23 protein-coding genes are annotated in these 20,348 nt (G+C 65.5%); 8 read left to right on the top strand and 15 right to left on the bottom strand.

What is annotated here, in order from left to right; genetic code table 11:
- Positions 1-74 precede the first annotated feature (74 nt).
- The 4 genes from fliQ to flgB all read right to left on the bottom strand — a co-directional run bounded on the left by fliQ (position 75) and on the right by flgB (position 1,633).
- Positions 75-338, bottom strand: coding sequence for a flagellar biosynthesis protein FliQ (gene fliQ, locus AC5V87_RS26910; RefSeq protein WP_011088555.1), 264 nt, complete (start codon positions 336-338; stop codon positions 75-77).
- 121 nt (positions 339-459) lie between these two features.
- The gene (gene fliE / locus AC5V87_RS26915) at positions 460-768 is read right to left on the bottom strand and encodes a flagellar hook-basal body complex protein FliE (protein WP_008142413.1); all 309 of its coding nucleotides are present in this window, start codon (positions 766-768) and stop codon (positions 460-462) included.
- Positions 769-784: 16 nt separating this feature from the next.
- Entirely contained in the window at positions 785-1,210 is a 426-nt protein-coding gene (flgC, locus tag AC5V87_RS26920) for a flagellar basal body rod protein FlgC (protein ID WP_495368219.1), read from the bottom strand.
- Between the two features lie 18 nt (positions 1,211-1,228).
- Positions 1,229-1,633 (bottom strand): flagellar basal body rod protein FlgB, encoded by a 405-nt coding sequence (flgB, locus tag AC5V87_RS26925; protein ID WP_495368220.1) that lies wholly within the window; start codon positions 1,631-1,633, stop codon positions 1,229-1,231.
- Between the two features lie 361 nt (positions 1,634-1,994).
- Here flgB and AC5V87_RS26930 point away from each other — a divergent pair, with 361 nt between their 5' ends.
- Both AC5V87_RS26930 and fliP read left to right on the top strand, forming a co-directional pair.
- Positions 1,995-2,960 carry a flagellar biosynthetic protein FliO gene (locus AC5V87_RS26930; protein WP_495368221.1) on the top strand — a complete coding sequence of 322 codons (966 nt, stop codon included), beginning with the start codon at positions 1,995-1,997 and terminating at the stop codon, positions 2,958-2,960.
- Entirely contained in the window at positions 2,957-3,715 is a 759-nt protein-coding gene (gene fliP, locus AC5V87_RS26935; protein WP_235545130.1) for a flagellar type III secretion system pore protein FliP, read from the top strand. The genes AC5V87_RS26930 and fliP overlap by 4 nt, the downstream gene beginning before the upstream one ends.
- Positions 3,716-3,888: 173 nt before the next feature.
- On the opposite strand, the gene AC5V87_RS26940 is transcribed toward fliP, so the two are convergent.
- The 6 genes from AC5V87_RS26940 to fliL form a co-directional block, all read right to left on the bottom strand.
- Positions 3,889-4,125: a hypothetical protein gene (locus AC5V87_RS26940; protein WP_495368222.1), complete on the bottom strand. Its 237-nt coding sequence runs from the start codon at positions 4,123-4,125 to the stop codon at positions 3,889-3,891.
- Positions 4,126-4,206: 81 nt separating this feature from the next.
- Positions 4,207-7,923, bottom strand: coding sequence for a tetratricopeptide repeat protein (locus tag AC5V87_RS26945; RefSeq protein ID WP_495368223.1), 3,717 nt, complete (start codon positions 7,921-7,923; stop codon positions 4,207-4,209).
- A 103-nt stretch (positions 7,924-8,026) separates the two neighbouring features.
- A complete protein-coding gene (locus AC5V87_RS26950) occupies positions 8,027-8,788 on the bottom strand; it encodes a MotE family protein (RefSeq protein WP_495368224.1) in 762 nt (253 codons plus the stop codon).
- A 9-nt stretch (positions 8,789-8,797) separates the two neighbouring features.
- A complete protein-coding gene (locus tag AC5V87_RS26955; RefSeq protein WP_495368225.1) occupies positions 8,798-9,244 on the bottom strand; it encodes a DUF6468 domain-containing protein in 447 nt (148 codons plus the stop codon).
- Positions 9,241-10,443, bottom strand: coding sequence for a flagellar motor switch protein FliM (gene fliM, locus AC5V87_RS26960; RefSeq protein ID WP_495368226.1), 1,203 nt, complete (start codon positions 10,441-10,443; stop codon positions 9,241-9,243). The genes AC5V87_RS26955 and fliM overlap by 4 nt, the downstream gene beginning before the upstream one ends.
- A gap of 30 nt (positions 10,444-10,473) precedes the next feature.
- A complete protein-coding gene (fliL, locus tag AC5V87_RS26965; protein WP_495368228.1) occupies positions 10,474-10,974 on the bottom strand; it encodes a flagellar basal body-associated protein FliL in 501 nt (166 codons plus the stop codon).
- Positions 10,975-11,352: 378 nt separating this feature from the next.
- Between fliL and flgF the strand changes: the two genes are divergently transcribed.
- The 4 genes from flgF to flgH are packed head-to-tail and all read left to right on the top strand — an operon-like array spanning position 11,353 to position 14,864.
- Entirely contained in the window at positions 11,353-12,114 is a 762-nt protein-coding gene (gene flgF / locus AC5V87_RS26970) for a flagellar basal-body rod protein FlgF (protein WP_495368229.1), read from the top strand.
- A 16-nt stretch (positions 12,115-12,130) separates the two neighbouring features.
- Positions 12,131-12,919 carry a flagellar basal-body rod protein FlgG gene (flgG, locus tag AC5V87_RS26975; protein ID WP_456837346.1) on the top strand — a complete coding sequence of 263 codons (789 nt, stop codon included), beginning with the start codon at positions 12,131-12,133 and terminating at the stop codon, positions 12,917-12,919.
- Positions 12,920-12,929: 10 nt separating this feature from the next.
- Positions 12,930-14,099 (top strand): flagellar basal body P-ring formation chaperone FlgA, encoded by a 1,170-nt coding sequence (gene flgA, locus AC5V87_RS26980; protein ID WP_456837345.1) that lies wholly within the window; start codon positions 12,930-12,932, stop codon positions 14,097-14,099.
- A gap of 3 nt (positions 14,100-14,102) precedes the next feature.
- Positions 14,103-14,864: a flagellar basal body L-ring protein FlgH gene (gene flgH, locus AC5V87_RS26985; RefSeq protein ID WP_456837344.1), complete on the top strand. Its 762-nt coding sequence runs from the start codon at positions 14,103-14,105 to the stop codon at positions 14,862-14,864.
- 289 nt (positions 14,865-15,153) lie between these two features.
- Here the strand turns inward: flgH and AC5V87_RS26990 are convergent, their stop codons facing one another.
- Positions 15,154-15,933: a 2-keto-4-pentenoate hydratase gene (locus AC5V87_RS26990; RefSeq protein WP_456837343.1), complete on the bottom strand. Its 780-nt coding sequence runs from the start codon at positions 15,931-15,933 to the stop codon at positions 15,154-15,156.
- 82 nt (positions 15,934-16,015) lie between these two features.
- Positions 16,016-17,044, bottom strand: a complete 1,029-nt coding sequence (locus AC5V87_RS26995) for an SDR family oxidoreductase (RefSeq protein WP_495368231.1) — start codon at positions 17,042-17,044, stop codon at positions 16,016-16,018.
- A gap of 96 nt (positions 17,045-17,140) precedes the next feature.
- On the opposite strand from AC5V87_RS26995, the gene AC5V87_RS27000 reads away from it, so the two are divergent.
- Positions 17,141-17,539, top strand: a complete 399-nt coding sequence (locus AC5V87_RS27000) for a winged helix-turn-helix transcriptional regulator (protein ID WP_495368233.1) — start codon at positions 17,141-17,143, stop codon at positions 17,537-17,539.
- Positions 17,540-17,820: 281 nt separating this feature from the next.
- Here the strand turns inward: AC5V87_RS27000 and dksA are convergent, their stop codons facing one another.
- Both dksA and AC5V87_RS27010 read right to left on the bottom strand, forming a co-directional pair.
- Positions 17,821-18,186, bottom strand: coding sequence for an RNA polymerase-binding protein DksA (gene dksA, locus AC5V87_RS27005; RefSeq protein ID WP_008554760.1), 366 nt, complete (start codon positions 18,184-18,186; stop codon positions 17,821-17,823).
- Between the two features lie 214 nt (positions 18,187-18,400).
- The gene (locus AC5V87_RS27010) at positions 18,401-19,012 is read right to left on the bottom strand and encodes an NAD(P)-dependent oxidoreductase (protein WP_456837341.1); all 612 of its coding nucleotides are present in this window, start codon (positions 19,010-19,012) and stop codon (positions 18,401-18,403) included.
- 145 nt (positions 19,013-19,157) lie between these two features.
- On the opposite strand from AC5V87_RS27010, the gene AC5V87_RS27015 reads away from it, so the two are divergent.
- Positions 19,158-19,529 (top strand): winged helix-turn-helix transcriptional regulator, encoded by a 372-nt coding sequence (locus tag AC5V87_RS27015; protein WP_092213791.1) that lies wholly within the window; start codon positions 19,158-19,160, stop codon positions 19,527-19,529.
- A 155-nt stretch (positions 19,530-19,684) separates the two neighbouring features.
- On the opposite strand, the gene AC5V87_RS27020 is transcribed toward AC5V87_RS27015, so the two are convergent.
- On the bottom strand, positions 19,685-20,098 hold the full coding sequence (locus tag AC5V87_RS27020) for a flagellar assembly protein FliX (RefSeq protein WP_456837340.1): 414 nt from the start codon (positions 20,096-20,098) through the stop codon (positions 19,685-19,687).
- Between the last annotated feature and the right edge of the window lie 250 nt (positions 20,099-20,348).

Below are 20,348 nucleotides of genomic sequence, written 5' to 3' on the forward strand. Positions count from 1 at the left end.
GATTTGACATTCGCCAACGCAGCTCGCGGAGCCCCCAAGGCGAATGTCAATTCCACCGGCCGGCGCATTGTGCCTCAGCCGCCGATGATTCGCGACGAGATCCGCAGCATGTGGGCGTGGAGCGAGTCGGCCATGAACGGCAACGCCAAGAGCATCGTGGCAAAGATGGCCAGGATCTTCGGCACGTAGATCAGCGTCTGTTCCTGGATCTGCGTCAGCGCCTGGAACAGCGACACGATGACGCCGACCACGAGGCCGACCACCATCAGTGGCGACGACACGATCACGATGGTCCAGATCGCATCACGGGCGACGTCGAGGGTCTCGGGTCCGGTCATTTTGGATTTCTCGCTTCCAGTAATTTCTTCCGTCATTCCGGGGCTCGCGCAGCGAGAGCCCGGAATCTCGAGATTCCGGGTTCGATGTTTCGCACTGCCCCGGGAATGACATGCCTAAAAATCAGATCGGCATCTTCATGATATCTTCATACGCCGCGATCACGCGATCGCGAACCGAGACCAGCGTGGACACCGCAACGTCTGTGTCGGCGACGGCGGTCACGACATCCATCACATTGGCCTTGCCGGCGGCCATCGCCACCGTCTGCGCGTCGGACTTGCGTCCGGACTCCATGACGCTGCCGACGGCATCTTTCAGCAGCGAGGCAAAGGACTGCCCGCTCGCTTCGCTGCCCTTGCCGGCGCCGCTGTTCTCCAGCACACGGGCGAGGTTGGCGTAGGCATTGGCGGCGATTGTCGGTGATGCCATGGCTCAAATGTCCTGTTCAGCTCTTGAGGATGTCGAGCGTGCGCTGGATCATCCGGCGCGTCGCACTGATGATGTTGAGGTTGGCCTCGTAGGACCGCTGCGCATCGCGCATGTCGGTCATCTCGACCACCGAGTTCACGTTGGGATATTTAACGTTGCCGCTCGCATCCGCCGCCGGATTATTCGGCTCGTACTTGACGCGGAAATTGGACTGGTCGGGCTTGATCTTGCCGAGCGTGACGACCTGCGCGTCGAGCGTGCGGTCGAGCGCGGAGGAGAAGGTCGGCACCTTGCGCCGGTAGGGATCGCCACCGGCCGTTTGCGAGGTCGAGTCCGCGTTCGCGATGTTTTCCGAGATCACCCGCATGCGCCCCGCCTGCGCGCGCAGACCGGAGGTCGCGATCGCCATCGATCGGGCAAAGTCGCTGCTGTCATTCGCCATGATCTGCTTCCTTTAGTGCTAGCCCTTGCCGATCGCGGTCTTGAGCAGATGCAGGCTCTTCGAGTAGAGCGAGGTCGCCGCCGCGTAATCCATCTGGTTGCTGGCGGCCTTCATCATCTCCTCTTCGAGATTGACGGCATTGCCCGCTGGGCGGGTCTCGAAGCCCGCATTCCTGTTCTGGTCGAAGCTGGGGGCCGCGCCTGACGACGTCATGTGGGAGGCGCTGGTGACGGTCAGCGCCAGCGGACCCATCGAGCCGGTCACCGCGCCTGATTTGTCGAGCTTCGGCTCGACCAGGTCGCGTGGCCGGAATTTGGGGGTATCGGAGTTGGAGACGTTCTCGGACAGGACGCGCTGGCGCTCCTGATGCCACTGCATCTTGGTGCGAAGCGCCGACAGCACCGGGAGGTCGTTGATGGACATCGTTGCGGCTCCTTCCGCCGTCGGACGTGTGTCCGAAGCTAGGCAGAATTTGCCGCGTGTATGGTTAACAGGTGGTTAAGGATGCCGGGGACGCCTGACGCTCGCTTGTCCCTTGCCGGGACACGAATTTGGTGCCTCCGTGATTCTACGTTCCCAAAAGTGGCATTAACCCAACCGCTTGGCGGGGGCGCACACAGGCCAAGAAGTCGTTTTGGATCGGGCGATTCATGGGTTATTAAGAGTTGGGGACGGCAAAACTTGCCGTGGGACGTTAAGAGATCGCAGTTTTGGGGCATCCTACGCCGGTGGTTGGCGCATCTGACCATGGGCGCAAGAAAAGCGCCATTTGTCGGGGACAAGTATGCAAGGCAGCCCTATCACCTTCATCCTCGCGTTCATCGTCGTTCTGGCGTTGATCGGCGTCGCTGCATGGCTGGTGCGCCGATTCGCCGGCAACCGGCTCGGCGCCAACACCCAGCGCGGCAGGATGCCCCGGCTCGCCGTGATCGATGCTGCCGCGGTCGACGGCCGGCGCCGCCTGGTGCTGGTCCGGCGCGACAATGTCGAGCACCTCCTGATGATCGGCGGCCCGACCGACATCGTCGTCGAACCCAACATCGTTCGCGCGGCGTCCGGCCGCGACCAGCTCCCGCAGCGTTCCAACGCCGAACCGCCCCGCCTCGCCCCGATGCCGGATGCCGGCGGCTGGACCGATGAGGCTCCGCGGCCCGAACTGCTCGATCATCCCGAGCCGCAACTGCCCGAGCCGCCGCCGCGACCCGGGCGCCCATCCTTTGCCGACGAAGTGCGCCGGCCAGCGCCCGCTTTGGCCGAACGCCGCAGCGAGCCGTCGCTGCCCGGCTTTTCGCCGGAGCCGATCGCCCCGCGTCCCGAGCGCGAGTCGCGTCCCGAGCCGCCGCCGCCGCGCATTGCCCGCAGCGAGCCACCGCTGATGCCGCGTCCGCCCCGCCAGAGCGAGCCCGTGAAAGTGCCGCCGGTCCGCGCCGAGCGTCCGGCCGCACCGCCGCCGCCCGTGCCGCAGGCGCCGCCCGTTCCGCCGCCGGCCCCCGCCGCTGCGCCCTCGAGCGCCGAGCAGAATCTCGCCGAGATGGCGCAGCGTCTCGAAGCTGCGCTGCGCCGACCCGCCGGCGAGACGGTCGCGCCTCCGGTTGCGCCCGAGCCGTCTGCGCCGCCCCCGCGCGCAGCCCGCGGCGAGCCGCCGGCGCCACCGGCCCCGTCACCGAAGCCGGCCGCGGAGAAGACCAGCTTTGAAAATCTCGAAGACGAGATGGCCTCCCTGCTCGGCCGTCCGAAGCCGTCTTCGTGAGGCTGCCGGCCCTTCCGCGTAGAGTTGTTTTTCTTTCTGTCCTGATCGGCGCGGCTTCGCTCGCGATGCCTGCCTATGCGCAGGACATCAGCATCAATCTCGGCGGCGGTGCTGGCGGCGGCGGCGTTACCGAGCGCGCGATCCAGCTCATTGCGCTGCTCACGGTGCTGTCGATCGCGCCGTCGATCCTGATCATGATGACGTCGTTCACGCGCATCGTGGTGGTGCTGTCGCTGCTGCGCACCGCAATGGGCACGGCGACCGCGCCGCCGAACTCGGTGATCATTGCGCTGGCGATGTTCCTCACCTTCTTCGTGATGGGACCGGTGCTGCAGAAGTCCTACGACGAGGGCATCCGCCCGCTCGTTGCCAATCAGGTCAGCGTCGAGGATGCGCTGCAGCGCGCCTCCGTCCCCTTGCGCGGCTTCATGCAGAAGAACGTGCGCGAGAAGGATCTCAAACTGTTCCTCGATCTCTCCGGCGAACCGCCGCCCGCCACCCCGGACGAGCTCGCACTTCGCATCCTCATCCCCGCCTTCATGATCTCCGAGCTGAAACGCGCCTTCGAGATCGGCTTCCTGCTGTTCCTCCCGTTCCTGATCATCGACCTCGTCGTCGCCTCCGTGCTGATGTCGATGGGCATGATGATGCTGCCTCCGGCGACGATCTCGCTGCCGTTCAAGCTGATCTTCTTCGTGCTGGTCGACGGCTGGTCGCTGGTGGCTGGGAGCCTGGTGCAGAGTTACGGGGGATAGCGGGAGCGGCTTCCGCTGTCATGCCGTGCGCAATTCCGCATGTAAGCGGGCACCCAGTACGCCGCCGCTTCTCCAGTCAATCACGGCCGTCTCGGAGTACTGGATCGCCCGCCGTCGCGGACGATGACACCGAGAATGTGGGGCACGGTGAGACGACGTCTACAGTTCGCGCGCTATTCCTTCACGTCATACTGCTTGCTGAGGTGATCGCCGATCTGCACCAGCATGGCAACGCTTTCGGGGAAGCCTGGCCGCTCTCGCGTCGCCTGATCGGCGTCGGCGCGGAACTCCCAGCTGTCGCCGTCGCGGACGATTGAGATGGCGAGGTCGTCCGGGCCATCGGCATGGGCCCTCAACTCGGCCCGCGCCATGGCGATGAGTTCGGCTTCGGTCTTGGCAGGCTTGCTCATTTCAACGCTCTCCCGGCATGCAGGGGTACAAGTTGCCGCCTTGCGCGGCACCTGTCGAGAGGCAGAGAGGTAGCAGGGTTCCTAGCGCGTCATCTTGATCTGCCGCACGACAGGGATCGTGGGCAGCGAGCCGGTGTGGTCGCTCTCGTCATGGGCCTGCGGCGCGGCCGGCGCGCGGGCGGTGGCGTCCGGGAAGCGCTGCTTCATCTCGCGCAGGAAACCGTCGAGCGTGTCGACGCTGGCCGCTAACTTGGCGATCTCGGCGAATTCGGCGCTGGAGGCCGCGGCCGGCTTGCTGGCGATGTCGAAGGCGACGCGGTCGGCGCTCTCGCTCATCAGCGGTGCGTATTTCTCGCGGAAGCGCGACAGGCCGATCGAATCGTCGGCGAGCGCATAGCCGACGGCGGCGCGGATGATGTCGCTCTTCTCCACCGCATTGAGCGGCTTGAAATCGCGGAAGCGGTCGCCGTAGTAGAGCTCGATCTGCTCGGCGGACTCGCGCCAGCGCCGCGCCGCCCAGAAGATGTCGGAGCGAAGGCGCAGCACCTCGCGCCCGGAGACGTTGGAGACGATGTCGAGCGCGAGATCGTGACGGCCGATGTCGCTCTGCGCCCGCGCTTCCAGCAACAGGCGCTGCTGCCGCAATTCGCCGGAGAGATCGCTGATGCGGCTCGCGCGCAGCGCCGTGATCGCCATGTCGGGCTTGCGGTTGGCGAGATAGATCATGGACAGGCGCGCGGCGACCTGCGCACGGGCAGCCCCTTCGAGGCGGTGGTCGACCTGGTATTGCAGCAGCTCGGCAGCCTGGTCGAGCAGGTCGATCGAGGCGAGACGATCGGCGAGCCGGCGGATTAGTTCGTCGCCGCGGCGGCCGATCGGCGTCAGCTCGCGGAACTCGTAGAACATCCCGAGCGCCTCGACCGGCGGCAGTTCGTCGCCCTTCGGCCCCAGGAAGATCTGCGTGAACAGGTCGGAGGCGAGGTCCTGCGCCTGCCGCGAGGCTTCCGCGTTCGGCTGGAGCTTCGTCGCGGTGCGCGCCGCGGCGAGCGCGTCCCGATAGCGCCCGTTCTCGGCATACATTTTCGACAGCATCTGGAGCGTCTTGACCTCGATCGAGTCACCGCGCCAGGTCATCGACAGCGTCTCGAGATCGCGCAGCGCGTCTTCCTTGCTGATCTCGTCGCGCTTTTGGAGCAGCGCCACTTCGAGCTGCTTGGCCTCGGCCGCCGCCTGGCGGTCGTTCGAGGCCACCGCGAATTTGTAGTCGTCGAGCGCGTCCTTGTCGTGGCCGAGCGCCTCGGCGAGCCGGCCGCGCAACACGGCAAAGCCCGGCGCCGCCTCGGGCGGCACACCGACCACCTCGATCTCGCCGCGGCGCTTGGAGGCGCCGGCATAGTCCTTCACCTCGAGCGCAGCGCGCATGGCCTCCATCGTCACGATGCGCTGAATGTCGAGCGGCAGCGAGGCGATGGCGAATTCGACATTCTTGAATTTCTCGCGGGCGTCCGCCCATTTGCCCTGGCGCGCATAGGCGAGCGCTTTCCAGAGCTGGGAATCGTGGCTGTTGCCGATCACGGGATTGGCGAGGTCCTTCAGGCCCTGCGCCGGCCGGCCGATCAGGATGCTCGCGATCGCATGCATGATCAGCGCGCCGCTCTCCTCCTTGTTGAGGGGATCGCTCAGCATCACGTCGGTCACGGACTTGGCTTCGTGGTACATGGCGCGCGACATGTAGAACTGCGCAAGGTCGAGCCGCGGCAGCGAACGCTGCCCCGGCTCGACCGCCGAGATCGCCGTGACCAGATCGCTCTGGCGCGTCCAGAAATTCTCCGACTGGCCCTTGCGCCAGCCCTCGGGGCTGAAGATCGGACGCACCGCGGTCGGCGCACGCTCGGCCGAGATGTCGACCGGCGAGAGCGTCAATCCGCCCTTCTTGCCGAGGATGACCTTGTCGGACCCCACCTCGACGCCGACCTCGTCGGAGTTCGGACGGATCGCGATGCCGTGCGCGGATTCAAGCAGCGAGAGATCGACGAGATCCTGCCGCTTGATGAAGCCGCGCACCGGGCGCTGCGCGGTGACCACATAGAGCGTGTCGCCCGCATCGGGATCGGTCAGCTTGTGCAAGAGGCCCGGATTGGCGAAGGGGATCGCGATGTTGGCGAGCGCGGGATCGGTGATGTTGCGCGACATCATCAGCGGCAGCGGCGTCGCCTGGATCTTGTCGGCGAGCGTGAGCAGCCAGTTGGTCTCCTTGCCGACCTCCTCGCTGGTCAGCGAATAGACCAGCGGCCGGGTGAGACGAATGCGGACCGCCTGCCCCTTGTCGAGCGGCAAGCGGCCGACCTCGCCGATCATCGCGCCGCCCCTGGTGCGGATCGCCTCGACATCGATCGGCTTCGGCGTGTCGAACACCAGCCAGACCGTGTCGCCGCGACGGAACGCCGCCGCAGCCGTTGCGACCTGAATCGGGAACGTCACGCGCAGCCCGTCGCTGTCGCGGCGCGCATCGACGCTGGCAGTCGCGAGCTGCGGCGCGGCGGGCGCCTCGGCAGGTGCAGCCTTGACCGGCTCCTTCGCGACCTCCTTGGGCGCTTCGGTAACCTCCGCCTTTGCGGGCGCAGCTGGAGCTTCGGCGGCGGGTGGCGCGGGCTTCGGAGCTTCCCTCACGATGGGCGCTTCCGCTGCGTGCGCGGCTTGAACCGCGGGAGCCGCCGCCGGCTTCGGCGCTTCGACGGGCAGCATCGCCGCGGGCGCTTCCGGCTTCACCTCGGGCTTCACCTCGATCTTGGCTTCGCGCGCGATCGTCTCCGATGTCGGCGGCGCGATCTCGCGATGGGCCTCTTTCGGCTTCTCGGCTACAGGCTTTTCCGGCGCAGGCGCCGGTCCATGCCCTTGCGCCCCAGGCTTGGCCTGCGCGATCACGGACTCCGCGGTCGCCGCGGTCTTGCCCTTCTCCGGCTGGAACGAGATGTCGACGACGTAATTCTTGTCGTCGCGGAAGGAGTGCACGTCGGAATCGCCGATCAGCGCGATCTCGACATTGGTCTGGTCGATGTCGGCCTTCTGCTTGATCGAGGCGACGTTCGGCGGTGCCGCGACGACGGCGTCCGCAAGATCGAAATTCAGGTTGGCATTGAAGGCGAGCGTGAGCTTCTGCTCGTTGAGCACGGAGGAGACGCCGACGCCGTCGGGCATCTCGAACACGAAGCGTACGAAGGTCGGCTGCACCGAGGCGCGCACGCGGATCTGCGGACGCTTCTTGCTCTCGGCCGCGGCCCGCTGCGCACGCAGGGCGCGCTCGGCCACGCGCGCGCGCTCGGCGAGCTCCTTGACCACCTCCATCGGCAGGCTCGGCGGCGGTCCCTTCCAGCCCTCGGGCAGGAGATCGATGAAGGTGCGCTCGCCGGCATTCATGGTGTTGACGGTGACGCGCCGCGCCAGCGACAGGCGGATGGCGCTGCCATCAGGATCGCGCCGGGCGGAATTGACGTAGTCGGGCGCGCCTTCGGGAACGCGGTCGACCGGAACGTCGACCGGCCGGTCGAACCGCACGATGAGGATGGAGCCTGCGGTCGTCACCTCGGAGGGAACGTCCTCGCCGAGCTTGATCACCAGACGGGCAAAGCCGCCACCGACCGAGAAGGTCGCCTCGCCCCGGACCGGATCGGCGGCCCGGGCCATGCCGCCGCAGCCGATCACCAGGCAGACCACCAGCAACGGCGCCTTGCGGACATGACGCGACAGCCCTCGCGCCACAGCGCGGGCTCGCGACAACAATCCAGCCTCTCGCGCCATGGGCGGCATGTCTTCCGGCTTCGACGATCCACGCCGGCACCAAGGCCGGCCCCTGCCTTCGAATGTAGGTTTTGCCAATTAAGGACTTCTTAAGTATGAGCCCTCAATTCGGCTTTTGCGTCGGCTTGCCATCAATCTTGGGCAGGTCGCCGGCCGAGGCGGAGAGATCGCCGCCGCCGTTGGCTCTTCGGGCCATCTCGACCGTCAGCCGCTCGGCGGCCTCCGGCGACATCAGCCCGAGGATGTCCGACATCTTGCGCGGCGCGATCGCCGAGGCGATCTCGATCAATACGCCCATCTCCAGCCGGTCGAACACCCGCGCGGCGTCCTTGGGCTTCATGCCTTCATACATGGTCACGAGGCCCTTCATGCGCTGGGCTTCGGCGGCCTTCTGCTCGGCTTGCGTCGCGGAGATGCGGGTCTCGACCGCCTTCATCTCCTCGACCTTGTTCTCGATGCGCTTCTCGGCCGACTTGAGCAGGCTCTCGCGGATGTCGATCTCGCGCTGGCGGGCCTCGATCTCCTGGCGGCGCGCCTGCAGGCGCTCGAGGATCGCGCGCTCGGAGGCGGAGACCTGCGGCTGGGCTTCCTCCACCTTGACCACGGTGCCTTCGGGCTTGGTCTCGGGTGCGGCGGGCTTTGGCGCCTCCTTCGGCGCGCCGTGGGTCGATCCCGTGATGTCGGGGTCTTCGCGGCCGGTCGGGAAGTTCAGATTCTCCTGGGCCCAGGATTTCTTGGTCGGGTTCGGCTTGTAGTCGAACACGTAGCCGCCATTGATCACGAGGCCCACGACCTTCAGCGTGGCGAGACCTGCGACGGCAACGAGGACGACTGGAATGACGCGGATGTTACGAAAGGACTTCATACCCTGACTTCATGCGGCAATGCCGTTGGATCGGCGGCGCTCGGAAAAGGCTTCAGCGGCCGCCGCCACCGCCTTCGCGGAGGCGGGCTTGGCTGCGGGCACGGCGGCCGTGTCCGGATTGGTGACGGGGCGCGCGGCGATCGCGATCTTGGACAGGCGCCGCACCACGTTGTCGGCCTCGCCGAGCTGCTTGTAGAGCTGGTCGGACATCTGCGTCGCCGCGGCGAGCTGGCTGCCGAGGTTCTCGTTGACGTCGCGCACGGCGAGCTTCAGCCCGCCGATCGCGCGCTCGGCGATCTCGGTCGCGGTGATCAGCTCGGCGATCACGGCCTTCAGCGAATGCTCGTCGGCCTTTAGCCGCGTCAGGCGCTTATTGAGCAGGACGCAGTAGCCGATCGTGAGCATCAGCAGGACAGCCACCAGCATCTCGATCGCCATTCCCAGGGAGTGGTTCATGGGGCCTCCATCATCTTGTTCTGCTCGTCCACCTTCTCGAACATCGCAAGTGTCGTACTTGGCTTGCGCAAGGGTTTCGTCACGCGGATCGCGACGCGGTCGCCAACCCGCCCCATCCGCCCCTCGGTCAGCGTGACGCTGCCGCAGCGCACGGTGACGTTGGCGTCGGCGCGCATGTCGAGCGGCAGCGTGTCGCCGACCTTGAGCCGCATCAGCTGCTTGAGCGGGATGTCGGCCTCGTAGAGCACGGCATCGACGGCGATCTCGGCCTGCACGATCTCGGTGGCGAAATGGCCTTCCCAGATCGGGTCGCGGCCGAATTTCTCGCCCATGAACATCTGGAGCAGGACGCCCCGGATCGGTTCGATGGTGGCGTAAGGCAGCAACAGCTCGATATTGCCGCCGCGGTCTTCCATGTCGATGCGCAGGCGGACAAGGATCGCGGCATTGGCGGGACGGCTGATCGCGGCGAAGCGCGGATTGGTCTCGAGCCGGTCGATCGTGAAGGTCACCGGCGACAGTGGCCGGAACGCCTGCTCGGCGTCGGCCAGCACCACCTCGACCAGCCGCTTGACCAGCTCGGTCTCGATCGTGGTGTAGGGCCGGCCCTCGATGCGCAACTGGCTGGTGCCGCGACGGCCGCCGAGCAGCACGTCGATCATCGAGTAGATCAGATTGGAATCGACCGTCGCCATGCCGAAGTTTTCCCACTCCTCGGCCTTGAACACCGAGAGCACGGCCGGTAGCGGGATCGAGTTCATGTAGTCGCCGAAGCGCACCGAGGTGATGCGGTCGAGCGAGACTTCGACGTTGTCGGAGGTGAAATTGCGCAAGGATGTCGTCAGCAACCGCACCAGGCGGTCGAAGACGATTTCGAGCATCGGCAGACGCTCGTAGGAGACCATCGCCGAATCGATGATCGCGCGGATGCCGGAATGGTCGTCGAGTGTGACGTCACCGACGGTGAAGCCGAGGAGATTGTCGATCTCCTCCTGCGACAGCACCCGCTCGCCGGAATTCTTGCCGCTGCCAAGATCGCGGCTGCCGTCCTCGACCATAGCCGCCCATTGCAGGGCCATGGTCTCCGATAGTTCGTTTTCGGCAGCAGCCTTCGCGGCCTCCGCGGGATCCTCGGAATCGAGCGACGCCTCCCATTGGGCGGCAATCGCATCCTGGTCCATCTGCTCGTTGCCGGCCATGAAGCTAGCCCATTACCTTCCGCAGCATCCTCACTGGACCACGACTTCCTTGAACAGCACCGCGCTGACCTGGGTCGGCGCGACCGCCGCGTTGACGCGCTTGGTCAGCTCTTCCTTGAGGCGGAAGATGCCGGCGGAGCCGTTGAGGTCGGAGGGGCGCAGTTCGCGCACATAGGTCTGGAAGATGTCGGTGACGCGCGGCATCGTCGGCTTGATCGCCTCGATCTGCTTCTCTTCCTTCAGCTCCAGCACGATCTTGAGCCGCAGATATTGCACGCGCTCTCCCGGAGCGCCGGCGAGATTGACCATCATGTCGGGGACGTCGACGAAGGCCGGGGGCTTGGGCGGCGGCGCCGCCTCGGCGTGATGCTCGTCCTCGCCATGCCGGAAGAAGAAGAACCAGGTCGCAGCCCCGCCACCGAGGACGGCGAGCAGGCCGACGGCCATGATGATGAGCTTCAGCTTGTTCTTCGGCGGTGCGGCTTCTGCGCCCTCAGTGGCTGCGCCGCCTTCCGCTTCATTCTCTGCCATGGTCGCCCGGCTCATCTCTCAAAGGAATCGAAAGAGCGAAGCCTCCTGGCAGACAGTGACGCGATACAAATGCCCCAGCGCGATGCGCTCCTCTTACGCGCAAACGCTACGGTAATAATGGTTAACGGAATCTTTCGATTGGGCCTCTGCTAGGAAAAATCTGCCGGGCAAACATGGCTAACAGAACCTTTCTGCCGCCCGGCGGCGCGCCTGAAAAACCTGCAAATCATTGTAATATATAATGTTCCTGAATTGGCACGGCTTTCGCTGAGAGAGGGCCGGGACCGGAAGGTTTGGGAGAACCTGACAGTCTCGTTCACGGGTCCGCCAAGGCGCTTGGGAGAGCGAGATGGCAGGCCCCCTCAGGGGAGATTTCCGATGCAGAACGCGCTTCTGATCGGCCTGTCGCGGCAGATGACGTTGGAACGGCAGATGGATGTCATCGCCAACAACGTCGCCAATGCCAACACCAACGGCTTCAAGGCCGACCATTCGCTGTTCGAGGAGTACCTCAGCTCCAACGCGCGCGAGGACAATTTCATCGGTTCGGACCGCCGCGTCTCCTATGTGCAGGACCGCGGCACCTTCCGCGACGTCGGCCAGGGGCCGATGGAGCCGACCCAAAATCCGCTCGACATGGCGATCTCTGGCAACGCGTTCTTCGCGGTGCAGGCCAACGGCGCCGAGCGCTACACCCGCGACGGCAAGTTCACGCTCAGCAGCACCGGCCAGCTCGTCACCTCCGACGGCAACCTCGTGCTCGGCACCGGCGGCCCGATCACGTTCCAGCCGACCGACCACGACATCAACATCGCGCCCGACGGCACCATCACCGTGCTCGAGGGCACCGCCAAGACCGACTCGATCCGCGGCAAGATCCGCATGGTGTCGTTCGACGATCCGGCCAAGCTGAGCAAGCTCGGCGCCAACCTCTACAGCGCGGGATCGGCGACCCAGCAGGCCGACACCAAGTCCACCGTGCAGCAGGGCTACATCGAGAAGTCGAACGTGAATGCGGTCGGCGAGATGAGCCGCATGGTCGAGGTCATGCGCAGCTACACCGCCATCGCCAACCTGCTCCAGCAGCAGAGCGACCTCCACAAATCGGCGATCGAGAAGCTCGCCGACGTTCCGGCCTGATTAGGAGAGTACTGGCATGCAGGCGCTTCACACCGCAGCGACCGGAATGGCGGCACAGGAACTCAATGTTCAGGTGATCTCCAACAACATCGCCAACCTCCGCACCACCGGCTTCAAGAAGCAGACCGCGGCGTTTCAGGATCTGATCTACGAGCACGTTCGCCGCGTCGGCGCGCAGGCCTCGGACCAGGGCACCATCCTGCCGGTCGGCGTCGACATCGGTGGCGGCGTCAAGACCGTCGGCACGCCGCGCAGCATGACGCAAGGAACGCTGTCGCAGACCGGCAACGACCTCGACCTCGCGATCTCGGGCGAAGGCTTCTTCAAGATCCTGATGCCCGACGGCACCTATCAGTACACCCGCGACGGCACCTTCCAGATGGACAATCAGGGCCGCGTCGTCACCGCGCAAGGCAACCCGGTGCAGCCGACCATCACCATCCCGCAAAACGCCTCGGGCATCACGGTGAGCGAGCAGGGCCAGGTCTCGGTGACGCTGCCGGGCTCGTCGACCTCCTCGATCGTCGGCACGATCAACGTGACCCGCTTCATCAACAAGGCGGGGCTGCAGCCGGTCGGCAGCAATCAGTTCACCGAGACGCCCTCCTCCGGTCCGCCGCAGGACGGCACTGCGAATGCCGAGGGTTACGGCAAGATCACCCAAGGCAGCCTCGAACAGGCCAATGTCGATGTCGTCTCGGAGATGAGCGACCTGATCGCCGCGCAGCGCGCCTACGAGATGAACGCGAAGGTCATCAGCGCCGCAGACCAGATGATGCAATCGACCACGGCGCTGTTCCGCTGAGGTGATGACGATGATCCGCACCACAATCGCCACCATCTCCACCCTGCTGATGCTGGCGCTGCCGGCGCAGGCCGCCGACGACGCCATCGCGGCGCCGACGCTGCGCGCCAGCGTCACCGTCACCTCGGACGTGGTGCGGATCGGCGATCTCATCGACAATGCCGGCTCTGCCGCATTCATCCCGGTCTACCGCTCGCCCGATCTCGGCACTACGGGCGCCCTGCCGGTCGCCCAAGTGCTGAGCGTGCTCCGCGCCAAGCAGGTGATTGGCGTGATGACCGGCGACATCAGGGAGGTCCAGGTCACCCGCCTCGCGCGCACGCTCGCGAGCAAGGATCTCGAGATCGCGGTCGCCTCGGCGCTCGAGCGCCGCTTTGGCCTTGGCGAGGCCGCCAACATCACCGTGACCTTCGACCGGGGCGTCTCCGACATGCGGCTGGATGCCTCGAGCACCGGCGCGCTCCAGCCGGTGGCGACCCGCTACGACGCCCGCAGCGGCCGTTTCGACGTCGCGTTCGAGGTCAGCAACGACAGCAATTCCACGCCGACCAAGCTGCGCTTCACCGGCACCGCGGTCGAGACGGTGGAAGTGGCCGTGCTGACGCGCGACATCGACCGCGCCGACCTGCTAAAATCCTCCGACATCTCGCTGGAGCGCCGGCCCAAGGCGGAAGTCACCGGCGAGCCCGCCTCGCGCGAGCGCACCATCGGCATGCAGCTGCGCCGGCCGATGCGCGCGGGCACGCCGATCCGCGTCGCCGACATCGTCAAGCCCGACTTCGTGCAGCGCGACCAGAGCGTCACCGTCATCTACCAGGTCCCCGGCATCTATCTCACCACCCGCGGCAAGGCGATCGAGAGCGGCGCCGAGGGCGACACCGTGACCGTCCTCAATCTCCAGACCAAGCGCACCCTGACCGGTGTGGTCACCGGCCGCGGCCAGGTGACGGTCCAGGGCGCGAGCCAATCCGCGCCGATGGCGCCTGCGGTCGAGCAGACCTCCTCGCTGAAGCGGGATGAAGCGCCCGCACCCGTCGACACCGCGGCTCTCGTCCGGAACCTGGTCCAGGCCCCTGCAGCACAGGCTCAAGTCGCCCAAGTCCAGATCCCGCAAGTCCAGATCCCGCAAGTCCAGATCCCGCAAGCCCGCATCTCGCAAGCTCCAGCCAAGTCAGAGTAAGTCATGTCCTCGTTCAGTTCGGCTTCCCGTCTTCGTCGCATCGCGGTCTCTGCCCTGCTGCTGGCAGCTAGCGCGCTGGGCGGCTGCTCCTCGATCGACCGTCTGTCGCAGATCGGCGAGCAGCCGAAATTGTCGGCGATCGACAATCCGACGACGCAGCCCGGCTACAAGCCGGTGCAGATGCCGATGCCGAAGCCGGAAGTCGCCTCCTACAATCCGAACTCGCTGTGGCGCAACGGCAGCCGCGCCTTCTTCAAGGATCAACGCGCCCATCAGATCGGCGACCTGCTCACCGTGACCGTGAACATCACCGACAAGGCCAACATCGCCAACGAGACCCAGCGCAGCCGCACCAACTCGGAAAATTCGGGCATTAGCGACTTCATCGGCGCGCAGACCATCACGCAGGCGCACAAGATTCTGCCCGGCCGCATCCTCACCGCCGACTCCACCGCCTCCAGCGACGGCAAGGGTTCGGTCAACCGAACGGAAGCATTGCAGACCAACGTCGCCGCGGTGGTGACCCAGGTGCTGCCGAACGGCAACCTCGTGGTCGAAGGCAAGCAGGAGATCCGCGTCAATTACGAGATCCGCGAGCTCGTGGTCGGCGGCATCGTCCGCCCCGAGGACATCCAGAGCGACAACACCATCGATTCCACCAAGATCGCGCAGGCCCGCATCGCCTATGGCGGCCGCGGCCAGATCACGGACGTGCAGCAGCCGCGCTACGGCCAGCAAGTCATGGACGTGCTGCTGCCCTTCTAAGTCTCTCCCGAGCTCCCACATCGTGTTCGCGAACCTAGGCGCGAACGACGGTGTACGACGCGGCCCTCGCTAGCTCCCCTGGCGAGGGCCGCATCTGTTTTGCGGTGGCTGTATCAGCGCATCAGGTCCGCGCAATCGTGCCGACGCCGCAGGCCCTGCACTCCGTCATTGCGAGCCAACGGTCCGCGCGAAGCGCGGCCCGATGACAGGCTCCGCGAAGCGATCCAGACTGCGACCGCGGAAAGATTCTGGATTGCTTCGCTGCGCTCGCAATGACGACGCGGAGAGCTCACGTGAACTCCGCTTCCACGGTCCCCAGCCCGTCCAGCTCCATCCGCACCTTATCGCCGGCTTTCAGCCACAGCGTCTTCACAAGACTTCCGGTGAGCACGAGCTGTCCCGCATGCAAACCCTTGCCTTCCGCGGCGAGGTGGTTGGCGAGCCAGGCAAGTGCGTTGTGGGGATGGCCGAGCACGTCGGCGCCGGTGCCGTGGCTGACCTCCTCGCCGTTGACGATGGCGCGGCCCTTGACCGCTTTCAGGTCCGGCACCGACGAGCGCGGCACCGCCTCGCCGAGCACGCAGCCGGCGGCGAAGAAATCGTCGGCGATCAGCGTCGGCGCGCCCATCGTCTCCCACTTCACATAGCGGTCGTCGACGATCTCGATCGCGGGATGATAGGCCTCGACCGCCTCGCCGACCCATTCGGCCGTGAACGGCGCCTCGCCGGCGGCGAGGTCGCGCTGCAGCCGCACCGCGATCTCGCATTCGACGCCGACGCGGACATAATCTTTGGCGGCGAGCTTCGCGCCGCTGTCATGCACACCCTTCTGGAATACGCCACCGCCGCAAGGATGCGGGATGCCGATATAGTCCTGCATCACCTGGCTGGTGCAGCCGATCTTGTAGCCGACCAGCGGCCCGACATGCGGCAGCAGCAGATCGTGCAGCGCCCGCTGGACCCGGTAGCCCTCGGCCTCGTCGGCGGGAGGACGCTCCAGCGCCGCGAGCGGCGCATGGTTCCGGCGCGCCAGCGCGATCGCCTTTGCGCCTGCGAGAATCCTGTCCATCGGCGCCGCCCTCCCACGCTACCCAATCGAGGGTAGCACTTCAGCATCCCCGCCGGGGCGTGACAAGCGCGCCCGGGCGGCCTCATCCCTTGACCAGGTCGAGCCGGAGCAGGCTTTCGGCGGTGGAGAGGATCGCCTCGTCATTGGATCGGGGCTGCCAGCCGAGCACGGTCCTCGCCTTGGCGCTGGTGGAATGCCTGACACGTCCGAGCATCGGCACCACGGCGCGCAGCAGCGGCACCCGGTTTGCGGCCAGCCGCACCAGCCAATCGGGGGCTTGGAGGCGCGGAACCCGGCGCGCCCGCGGTCCGAGTTCCCGCCGCAGCACCTTGCCGATATCGAGGATCGACATCGTCTCGCCGGAGACCGCGATGAAGCGCTCGCCTTTCGCGTCGGGCGCCGTCATCGCCCGCAGGTGCAAATCGGCGACATCGCGGACGTCGACCACGCCGAAATAAACCCGCGGCACCGCCGGCATGGCACCGTCGAGCAGCGATTTGACGATCTCGATCGAGCCGGAGAAGTCCGGCCCGAGCACGGGACCGAAAATGGCGGCGGGATTGACCACCGTCAGTTCGAGCCCACCGCCTTCGCGCGCGACGAAATCCCAGGCCGCACGCTCGGCCAGGGTCTTGGACTTGATGTAGGGCTGCACGTCGGCGCCCTCGAGATTGGTCCAGTCGGTCTCGTCGAACGGCTTTTCACGGGGAGGATGGCCATAACCGATCGCCCCCAGCGACGAGGTGATGACGACCCGCCTGACGCCGGCCTCGCGCGCGGCGCGCAGCACCCGCAGCGTGCCGTCGCGGGCCGGGATGATCATCTCGTTCTCATCCTTGGGAACGCGGGTCGACAGGGGCGAGGCGACATGGAGCACATAATCGCAGCCGGCGACCGCCTCGCGCCAACCATCATCCGCGGTCAGGTCGGCCGTGAAGAAAGACAGGCTCTCCGGCGCTGCCGCCCCGCCCTCGCGGAGCATCGCCAGCACGTCGTCCCGCCGGTCCGGCCGGCGCACCGTGGTCCGCACCGTTTGGCCGGCGGCCATCAATTGCAGGACGACATGGACGCCGACGAAGCCCGAACCGCCGGTGACCAGAACAGTGCTCATTGCCACATTCCCTTCGCTGCACAGGCCGGCGACTTGGTTCGGCATGGCCCTGCTCAAGGCCGCATCTGGTCACCATCTCAGCAGGGAACAAGTAGAATGGATTTCGAGACCGGTATGGAAAACCTGACCAGCATTTGCGACGGCGACCGCGATTGCAGCCCGGGCCCTGCTTTGCTCGCCGACTTCAAGCGCGCCATCCACGCCCTCGGCGGCAAGTGGAAGCTGGAGATCCTGTTCGCGCTGGTGAACGGCGCGGTTCGCTTCGGTGCGTTGCGGCGATCGATCGGCGGCATCACCCAGCACATGCTGACGACGCAACTGCGCCAGCTCGAGCAGGACGGGTTGGTGTCCCGCACCGTCATTACGGAAAAACCCTTAAGCGTCGAGTACGAGCTGACGGATGCGGCTTATGGCCTATTGCCGGCGTTTAAGGAAATATTGAGCTGGTCCAGGCTCTATGGCGACGCGCGTCTCGCCGCGTCGCGACAGGACTGATTGCAGATGCTTGAGGCAGCTCGATCCGCGCCGCATGCTTTGAGTCGATCTCGTTGATGCGACTCGCGAAATCTTCCCCCACCTGAAGTGAAGGCTGTTTCTCATCCGAACTCACGTGAGCTCGGAGGAAGTGACTCTAGCGCATTGATCGCGATTCACTTTTCGCGATTGCGCTCGCACGCTGACGTGCGTGGCCGCAGGCGATAGGCAAAAGCTAGTCCCGGCGCGAAACGACGCCTTGTCTCCCAAAAACAAAGAGCCGCAACTCTGCGGCTCGGGCTCTATTCGTCGCGGTAGACCTTCTCGCGTTTCTCGTGGCGCTCCTGCGCTTCCACCGAGAGCGTCGCGATGGGCCGAGCCTCGAGCCGCTTCAAAGAGATCGGCTCGCCGGTGTCCTCGCAATAGCCGTAGGTGTTGTCCTCGATGCGCTGGAGCGCGGCGTCGATCTTGGCGATCAACTTGCGCTGGCGGTCGCGGGCGCGGAGTTCGATGGCGCGGTCGGTTTCGGACGATGCCCGATCGGCGAGATCGGGGTGGTTCACGTTCTCCTCCTGCAAGGCTTGCAGGGTGAGCTTGGACTCTTTGAGTATCTCATCCTTCCAGGCGAGGAGCTTCAAACGGAAGTACTCCTTCTGCCGGTCGTTCATGAAAGGCTCTTTTTCGGTCGGTCGGTAGTTTTTCAACTTTTCCAAGGGCGGCCTATCTGTCTAAGCAACGACTCGCAACGGAAACGGGTCCGTTGAGCCGGGCCTTATATAGTGGCCTCCTGTGACAGACAATATTGTCCTGATCGCCCAGGCGCCGCTCCCAAGCCCTTGCACAGGAAGGTTTATCCTGCAGGGCCTGGAAGCGGCCCAAAGCCTAGTAGCCGACCGTGAAGCGCTGCCTCAGATGAGCGGGGCGCTCGATCTCGTCCGCGAGGGCAATGGCGTAGTCAGCGAAGGTGATCCAGCTTTTCCCGTTCGCATCTGCGAGAAGCTGATCGGTCCCGAGCCGGAACTTGCCCGTGCGCTCCCCTTCGACGAACAGCGCCGACGGCGAGATGAAGGTCCAGTTCAGGTCTTTCTCCTGCCGCAGCAGGTCGAGGAAATCGGAACCCTTTTCGGCCTCGGCCTTGTACTGGGCGGGAAAACCGGGGGTTGTGACCAGCTTAACGCCGGGAGCGACCTCAAGGCTGCCGGCGCCACCGACGACGAGGTAGCGGCCTACGCCCGACTGCTTCGCCGCGCCGATCAGCTTGAGCGGGTCGCTGGCGAGGAAGTGCACGGAACTCACGGCGACATCGTGCCCTGCCCACAGCTTGGCGAGGCCGGCCTGGTCGAGCACGTCGCCCTTGGTCGGCGTGACATTCGGCAGAACCGCGATCTTACCGGGATTGCGGGCGATGGCCGTGACCGCGTGACCGCGGCGGGACAGTTCCTTGGTGATCTCCGACCCGGCCCGGCCCGAGGCGCCGGCGACTGCGATTTTCATGGAAGGCTCCTTTGCTTCTGTGGTAACTAGAGGTGACTAGATATCGCAAAGAATGCTGGTGTTAAGAGAGCACTTTGTGCTTACCTGATTACGCCGGAGTAACCCGCCTCAGCGCGGACAATCAAACGGATCCGAGGACTCGACGATGAAGCCCGATGTCTATGCAGCGAACTGCCCCACGCGCCAGATCCTCGATCGTGTCGGCGACAAATGGGCTGTGCTGATCCTGCTGCTGCTGCGCGAGGAACCAATGCGCTTCAATCAGTTGCGGCGCACGATTGAAGGCATTTCGCAGAAGATGCTGAGCCAGGTTCTCAAATCACTCGAACGCGACGGGCTGATCAAGCGCCGCGCCATCGCAACCGTGCCTGTCACCGTGGAATATTCGATCACGCAGCTCGGCATAACGCTCGCTGCAGCCGTCGATCCGCTGCGCGATTGGGCCGAGCAGAACCTGAAAGACGTCCTCGCCGCCCAGCGCCGCTACGACGCGCAGCTGAAGGATGAAGCCGCTTAGGCGCGTGCGAAGCGACGCTCGGCTTCGCTCCAACCTCCGCCGTCATGCCCCGGCTTGACCGGGGCATCCCGTACGCCGCGGCCTATCGCTTCAATAACGACTTTCTCTGGAATATTGGGTCGCCCGGTCAAGCCGGGTGACGACAGCCTACCTGACTACGCCTGCCCGGCCTTGGCCAGCTCGACCTCGACGCGCAGCTCGATCTCGGCAAGCACGGCATCGAGACCGGCGTCCCCCGAGGACGATTTCAAATTCGCCGCCGCATCGCGCAGCCGCATCACGGTGGAGGCGTCGAGATTGCCGGAGAGAAGCCCCATCTTAAGATCGTCGAGCACGTCGAGCGCGGTCTTGCCGCGCGCGACCGAGCGCTTGCGGCGCTCGGCGGGATCCTCCTCGATGCCTTGCAGCGCGATCAGCGCGTCGATATTGGCGGCAGCCTTCGGTGCGGCGGCGCTCCGCGTCTCCTGCGCTGACGAGGTGTCGGGCAGCACGAAGGTGCCCGAGCCCGTTCGCCGGGCCTGGCTGGCCGGCGCTCCAAGCGTGGTGCCGTTCGGTCCGTAGATGCGCATCGGAAGCAATCCGGGTGATCGATCCCTCACCTTCGCTGTTTTATGGTTAACGGGCCGTAAACAGCCCGGCAAAATCTGCCGCCATGCGGCAGTTTCGCGCCTCAGGGACAACGGCCGCTGACACCGGTCGAAACAGATTTATTCAACCTATTCAGCGGCCTAGCCCATAGCCCGGGGTTGGCACAACGCTCGCAAGGAAAGCGTCGGACCAGCTCGTCATGGGAGTGTCGCAGATGGTCCTTCGATTTGA

This window comes from Bradyrhizobium sp. SOJA106 (assembly GCF_059448745.1).